This is a genomic window from Bacillus sp. TL12, from assembly GCF_022625245.1.
In the GTDB taxonomy this organism is placed as follows: domain Bacteria; phylum Bacillota; class Bacilli; order Bacillales; family Bacillaceae_G; genus Bacillus_A.
Genome location: NZ_JAJJBY010000087.1, coordinates 1 through 5,385 on the forward strand (window position 1 = coordinate 1; position 5,385 = coordinate 5,385).

Genomic DNA, 5,385 nt, shown 5'->3' on the forward strand with positions numbered 1-5,385 from the left:
CGGCTGTACCCCAAAACGATAAAATGAATACTTATGTGTAAAGAATACACATTTTTCTTGGATATAAGTATTTAAACATAATAAAGTCATTTAATTTTGATGTGAAAAACGAAGGGTAATGCTATTTATGAATGATAGCTTTACCCTTAAAAATTGTTTAATTTTTAATGTAAGATACTTCACTATACTTAAGAACATACCAATAAAGCCGTTTAAATCTAAATGCTATCCCATTATAAGTGAATAAACAAAACCATTTACTATAGCATATTGTTTTTCTCATACGCATTTAAGGCATTTACACCGTGACTCAAGGCTGCTCCGGCTTTTACTGCAGATGCAACGATAATTGCCTCCAAAACCTCTTCCATAGTTCCCCCATATTTCTTATACTTGTTTACATGAACATCAATACAATAGGGACAACCAGTCGTATGAGCCACCGCAATCGCAATAAGTTCCTTTGTTTTCGTTGGTATTAATCCAGATACAAACGCCTCCTTCTCAAATGTTAAAAAAGCTTTTGAGGATGCTGGTGCCATTTTTATAAGCTCATTAATTCGTTTTAAATAAGAATTTCGATAAAGAACATCGTCTCCTTTGTAAAGACCGTTTAGATTTTCCATGAAGATCTTCCTTCCTTAATGAATGTTGTCCTCATTATCATATAATCTAAAGAAGGAGAATTTCTGTAACTATATCACAGAAAACGGCTAAATTTTTGTTGTAGAGCCTTTCGTTGGATGTTTACGATTTTTCCGCGATGTAAAGTAAGAAGCCCCTCCTTCTCGAACTTCTTTAGTGTCCGGCTAACTACTTCCCGTGCTGTACCTAACTCAATAGACAACTTCTCGTGGGTTATGATTATCTCGTCGGAATATAGAGAGGTATGTTTAATGAGATAATCTGCAATCCGATCGTCTATCCCTTTAAAAGCAATCTCTTCTACAAGCTGAGTCACAGTTGACATTTTACGAATAAATAATCCGTATATAAATCTGCTTAACGAATCGTATGTATGTATCCAGTTCCGAAAAGTTTCGGCCGGTATGATTAAGGCTTCAACATCGCTTTCGACTTCGGCAAAAGCCTCATAATCTAAATCACCCAATATGCTAGCTATCATCATTAAACAAACGCCGCCGCTCTGAACCCGATAGAGGGTTATCTCCCTGCCATTTTCTCCAACCCTATAAATGCGTACACAGCCATCCAAAATAAAAATAGCATGGTGTAAGCGATGCCCCCTTGCAAAAGCTACAGGAGTGGTTGGAACTTGCACTATAGAAATATCAGTTCTATTCCATTCCTTAGCTTCAATAGAGGACAGGCAAGGGAAACATTTTATAACTTGATTTAGTTTACTGATCATTTGTTCCTCCTAATCTTTATTAAATCCATGTTTAAACGACTTTATGGTAAATTAAACAACTTTTTTGTTGCTTAACGGATTAATAAAATAATACCAGAAAGGGTGGATTTCTTTTTTTCTAAATGCTTCTATATTGTAATTTTTCTGGTACAAATTCGAAATATGGTATCACAATCATATGTATCTAGAGAACCTAGAAATCTATATGGATGGTGAGATATATGAGTCAATATCAAATGTTGGGCTCTGGTGCAAAAACTCTAAAGCTCTCGCAAGTAATCTCTTAAACTTGTACATACTGATACTATTATTCTAAAAAAGGTGTGTGATCGGTATGAAAAAGGAAAATTTGTTCAAATGGAAGCGTTATCAACCTGATATTATCTTATTAACGGTAAGATGGTACCTACGGTACAACCTAAGTTTTCGTGATTTGGTGGAAATGATGGAGGAACGAGGTTTGTCTATTGCTCACACCACTATTATGCGCTGGGTGCATCAATATGGACCTGAATTAGATGAAAGAGTACGACGTCATCTTAAGACAACAAATGATTCCTGGAGAGTCGATGAAACGTATGTGAAAGTAAAAGGGCAATGGATGTATTTATATCGCGCAGTCGATTCAGACGGAAATACCATTGATTTTTATCTAAGTGAATCAAGAGATAAACAAGCAGCCAAGCGCTTTTTCAAGAAAGCCGTGGCTGCTTCTCATATTTGTAAACCTCGCGTAATAACAGTAGATAAGAACCCTGCCTATCCTGTAGCAATTCAAGAATTAAAAGAAGAGAAACGTATGCCTAAAGGCATACAACTAAGGCAAGTTAAATATCTCAATAATATAGTGGAACAAGATCACCGTTTCATTAAGAAACGTGTACGTTCTATGTTAGGATTCAAATCATATGAAACAGCCACTTCTATATTGAGTGGCGTTGAAACCATGCATATGATGAAAAAAGGACAACTTCACTTACAGGTGAAGTCTACCCAAAATGAAGTTAGATTCATACATAAATGATTTGGAATTGCATCATAATCTACCATTGAACAGTCTATGCAGGTTTCTATGCCTCTATCAAATGATTTTTGCACCAGAACCCATCACAGTTACTCTTTACTTATTCGTGATTAAATTTTTTATTGGCAATCCAATAATTCGTTACAAAGAATATTAGTACAATCCAAACAAGCGTTACTAGTGTGTTATTTATTGCTTTTGAATTCATTGATCCTGTGATCAGCATTTCCATTGCATGTTTGCTCATGCTTGCTGAATTTACAAAATCGATAACTGGACTTAAACCAACAATAATTCTGCAACCTAAAAGGAAGATAATTGAAACTAATGCGATGATACCCTGATTGTTAAAAATAGTACTAATCATCGTTGTAAAAGATATGATAAAAAGAACCCATACAAGATAAAATAATAGTGCAGTAATCATGCGAGAAAATGGAACATCTAAAAAAAGATAATTTACATATAGATAAGAAGCAAAGTATCCAATTGCTACACTAAAAGCTACTATCAAATAACTTGATACAATTTTTCCAGCTATATATGAAATAACAGTAACAGGTCGTGTTAAAATAAAAGCCAACATGCCATTTGCTTTATCCGTTTGAATAATACCCATCATTGAGATTGCAAGAATCATAAGTCCGAGCTGATCAAATTGAGACCCTAACGTACTAGCTAGTACTTCTCCACCTTTTTGAGCTGTCATGCTCGGATCAATTGTAATACCCTGACTACCGCCTAATGATCCCAAAATTGAAGGCAAGTAATGAGTTACTATAGGTTGAGTTATCCCTAAAAAGATAAAGACGATCGGTAGCCAGAGAACTTTAAAATCACGTACCATTTGAACAAATTCTTTTTTTATCAGTACAATAAATTTATTCATCTTTCCACCACCAATTTTAAGAATATTTCTTCTAACGTATCATTATCAACTTCAAATTTTACGATGTCCACTTCATGCTCAAGTGCATTTTTTAGTAACATATTTTTGTTTTTTTCGATGTTATTAACTTTTATTTTGATTTTATGCCCAATGATTTCTATCTCCTTTACATAAGGTAATCTTTTTACAATGTCAATCCAATTTTGATCTTTCGCTGTGATTTCTAAGCTTATCCTATCTTTGCTATTGCAGTTTAACAATTCGGTGATTGTTGTATCTTTTATTTTTGATCCGTTTTTTATAATTACAAATCGTTCGCATATTTCTTCCGCATCACCCAGTATATGGGTTGATAATAAAATCGTTGTATCTTTTTTTATTTCTTTGATCAGATTTAACACTTCTCTTCGGCCGATGGGATCTAATGCGGATACTGGTTCATCCATGATAATAAGCGAAGGCTTATGCAATAGTGCTTGTGCAATACCGAGTCGCTGTTTCATTCCACCGGAAAATGTCCCAACTTTTAAATTTTCTTCACCACTTAGTCCAACTTTTGTCAAAATTTCAGGTATTGAATTTGTTAATTCTTCTTTTTGCAATCCAGAAAGTTGTCCCATGAACGTAAGTGTTTCTTTCGCTGTCATCCAATGAAAAAAGTTAGGGTACTGTGGCAGGTAGCCTATTTCCCTTTTCATTTTCGAAATTTTTTTCCCATTCAGCAAAACTTCGCCCTCGTGTGGGTCGATAATATCTGAAACCACTTTTATCAATGTTGATTTCCCAGCTCCATTCGGTCCAATCAAGCCGACACATTCTCCCGATTGCAGTTCCATCGAGAAATTATTAACAGCGATTTTTTCTTTAAATGTTTTCGTCACATTTTTGATTTCCAATTTCATATTCTCTCACTCTCCTTTCGCCCTATAACAAAGTACAGAATTGGACCAAGTGTATTAACAAAAAATATAATAAATGTCCAAATCAGAACGCTTTTTCTAGTTTTTCTATGTCTGTATAGATCAATTAATGCAATTAAAGCTAATAAGGTACCTACCGCAATAAACGGCAATATTATGGGGATAAAAGCCATTAAGTCAATATTTTTTAATTCATCAAACCCATAGTGCAGTTGCATTTTTAAGACTCCTTTTAAAGTTATTATTATCATTATCGATAATGATAATAATAACTTTAAAAGGAGTGCATTGCAATACCCATTCTCATTATTTATAATAAGAATGTAATTGATGGTAAATAGAAAAACAATCGATAAACACAAACAAGGAGAACATTATGGATAATAAAGTTGAAGTCTTAATGCATCCAGTAAGAATAAAAATTTCTCAGGTACTAATGAGGAATAAAGAAAATGGATTAACCCCCTTAGAAATGGTGAAAATTATTAAAGATGTACCTCAAGCAACTCTATATAGACATATACAAATCATGTTGGATTCTGGTATTATTCGCGTTATTAAAGAAAAAAAGGTGAAATCTGTTTCCGAAAAATATTACGCTTTAAATGAAAGCGAGGCTAGACTTAATGTAGCAGATTGGAAAAAAGCTTCTAATGAGAAGAAACTTGATTATGTTTCATATTATCAATTATCAATTATGAATCAATATCAAAGTTATCTTAAGAAATTAGAAGAGCAAAATTGTAGGGAAGATGGTGCTACTTTTTCTTTAGTAGAATTAAAGATAGATGAGGAACACTTTATACAATTCCAAAGCGAATTAAACGAATTAATAACTAAATATTACCATACCGCGAGCAACGAAATAGATGCACCAGTTCGAACAATAGCTGTTACCATTATTCCAGATATTTAAACAAATTAAATAATACTAATTTTTATAGCGCCCCCAGACCGATAAAATTGAGCAACTTGTGCAAAATTTTATCGGTCTGGGGTAATTCTAAATTCTTAAGTTGATGGGCATGTATGGTGACCCCTACTTGCTAAATTCAGCAAGTAAAATATTTTTAAAAAGATCAGGACTATAAGCTTTAATGCTGTTCAAATTAACGGCTAATGTATGCTTGCCTCCAATTGTGCCTCCAGCAAAAGTACTAAAACCTGGATTGCCACCTGT

At 33.8% G+C, this 5,385-nt stretch carries 7 protein-coding genes and 1 pseudogene; 2 read left to right on the top strand and 6 right to left on the bottom strand.

The genetic code is table 11. The features are described from left to right. Positions 1-260 precede the first annotated feature (260 nt). Both LOK41_RS27085 and LOK41_RS27090 read right to left on the bottom strand, forming a co-directional pair. Positions 261-626 (bottom strand): carboxymuconolactone decarboxylase family protein, encoded by a 366-nt coding sequence (locus LOK41_RS27085; RefSeq protein WP_166703039.1) that lies wholly within the window; start codon positions 624-626, stop codon positions 261-263. A gap of 74 nt (positions 627-700) precedes the next feature. Continuing rightward, positions 701-1,372: a Crp/Fnr family transcriptional regulator gene (locus LOK41_RS27090; protein WP_241819155.1), complete on the bottom strand. Its 672-nt coding sequence runs from the start codon at positions 1,370-1,372 to the stop codon at positions 701-703. A 334-nt stretch (positions 1,373-1,706) separates the two neighbouring features. Between LOK41_RS27090 and LOK41_RS27095 the strand changes: the two genes are divergently transcribed. Next, a complete protein-coding gene (locus LOK41_RS27095) occupies positions 1,707-2,396 on the top strand; it encodes an IS6 family transposase (RefSeq protein ID WP_241819163.1) in 690 nt (229 codons plus the stop codon). 100 nt (positions 2,397-2,496) lie between these two features. On the opposite strand, the gene LOK41_RS27100 is transcribed toward LOK41_RS27095, so the two are convergent. The 3 genes from LOK41_RS27100 to LOK41_RS27110 are packed head-to-tail and all read right to left on the bottom strand — an operon-like array spanning position 2,497 to position 4,423. Then, a complete protein-coding gene (locus LOK41_RS27100) occupies positions 2,497-3,285 on the bottom strand; it encodes an ABC transporter permease (protein ID WP_241819165.1) in 789 nt (262 codons plus the stop codon). Beyond that, entirely contained in the window at positions 3,282-4,187 is a 906-nt protein-coding gene (locus tag LOK41_RS27105) for an ABC transporter ATP-binding protein (RefSeq protein ID WP_241819168.1), read from the bottom strand. The genes LOK41_RS27100 and LOK41_RS27105 overlap by 4 nt, the downstream gene beginning before the upstream one ends. Beyond that, positions 4,184-4,423: a PLDc N-terminal domain-containing protein gene (locus tag LOK41_RS27110; RefSeq protein WP_241819171.1), complete on the bottom strand. Its 240-nt coding sequence runs from the start codon at positions 4,421-4,423 to the stop codon at positions 4,184-4,186. Before LOK41_RS27110 ends, LOK41_RS27105 begins: the two co-directional genes overlap by 4 nt. 158 nt (positions 4,424-4,581) lie before the next feature. On the opposite strand from LOK41_RS27110, the gene LOK41_RS27115 reads away from it, so the two are divergent. Beyond that, the gene (locus tag LOK41_RS27115; RefSeq protein WP_241819173.1) at positions 4,582-5,121 is read left to right on the top strand and encodes a helix-turn-helix domain-containing protein; all 540 of its coding nucleotides are present in this window, start codon (positions 4,582-4,584) and stop codon (positions 5,119-5,121) included. Positions 5,122-5,244: 123 nt separating this feature from the next. Here the strand turns inward: LOK41_RS27115 and LOK41_RS27120 are convergent. Beyond that, positions 5,245-5,385: pseudogene (locus LOK41_RS27120) on the bottom strand (serine hydrolase domain-containing protein); the annotation flags it as partial.

Excerpts from the sequence above, each read along its gene's own strand:
- LOK41_RS27105 (WP_241819168.1), bottom strand. The coding sequence starts at position 4,187 with ATGAAATTGGAAATCAAAAATGTGACGAAAACATTTAAAGAAAAAATC.
- LOK41_RS27090 (WP_241819155.1), bottom strand. The coding sequence starts at position 1,372 with ATGATCAGTAAACTAAATCAAGTTATAAAATGTTTCCCTTGCCTGTCC.
- LOK41_RS27100 (WP_241819165.1), bottom strand. The coding sequence starts at position 3,285 with ATGAATAAATTTATTGTACTGATAAAAAAAGAATTTGTTCAAATGGTA.
- LOK41_RS27110 (WP_241819171.1), bottom strand. The coding sequence starts at position 4,423 with ATGCAACTGCACTATGGGTTTGATGAATTAAAAAATATTGACTTAATG.
- LOK41_RS27085 (WP_166703039.1), bottom strand. The coding sequence starts at position 626 with ATGGAAAATCTAAACGGTCTTTACAAAGGAGACGATGTTCTTTATCGA.
- LOK41_RS27095 (WP_241819163.1), top strand. The coding sequence starts at position 1,707 with ATGAAAAAGGAAAATTTGTTCAAATGGAAGCGTTATCAACCTGATATT.
- LOK41_RS27115 (WP_241819173.1), top strand. The coding sequence starts at position 4,582 with ATGGATAATAAAGTTGAAGTCTTAATGCATCCAGTAAGAATAAAAATT.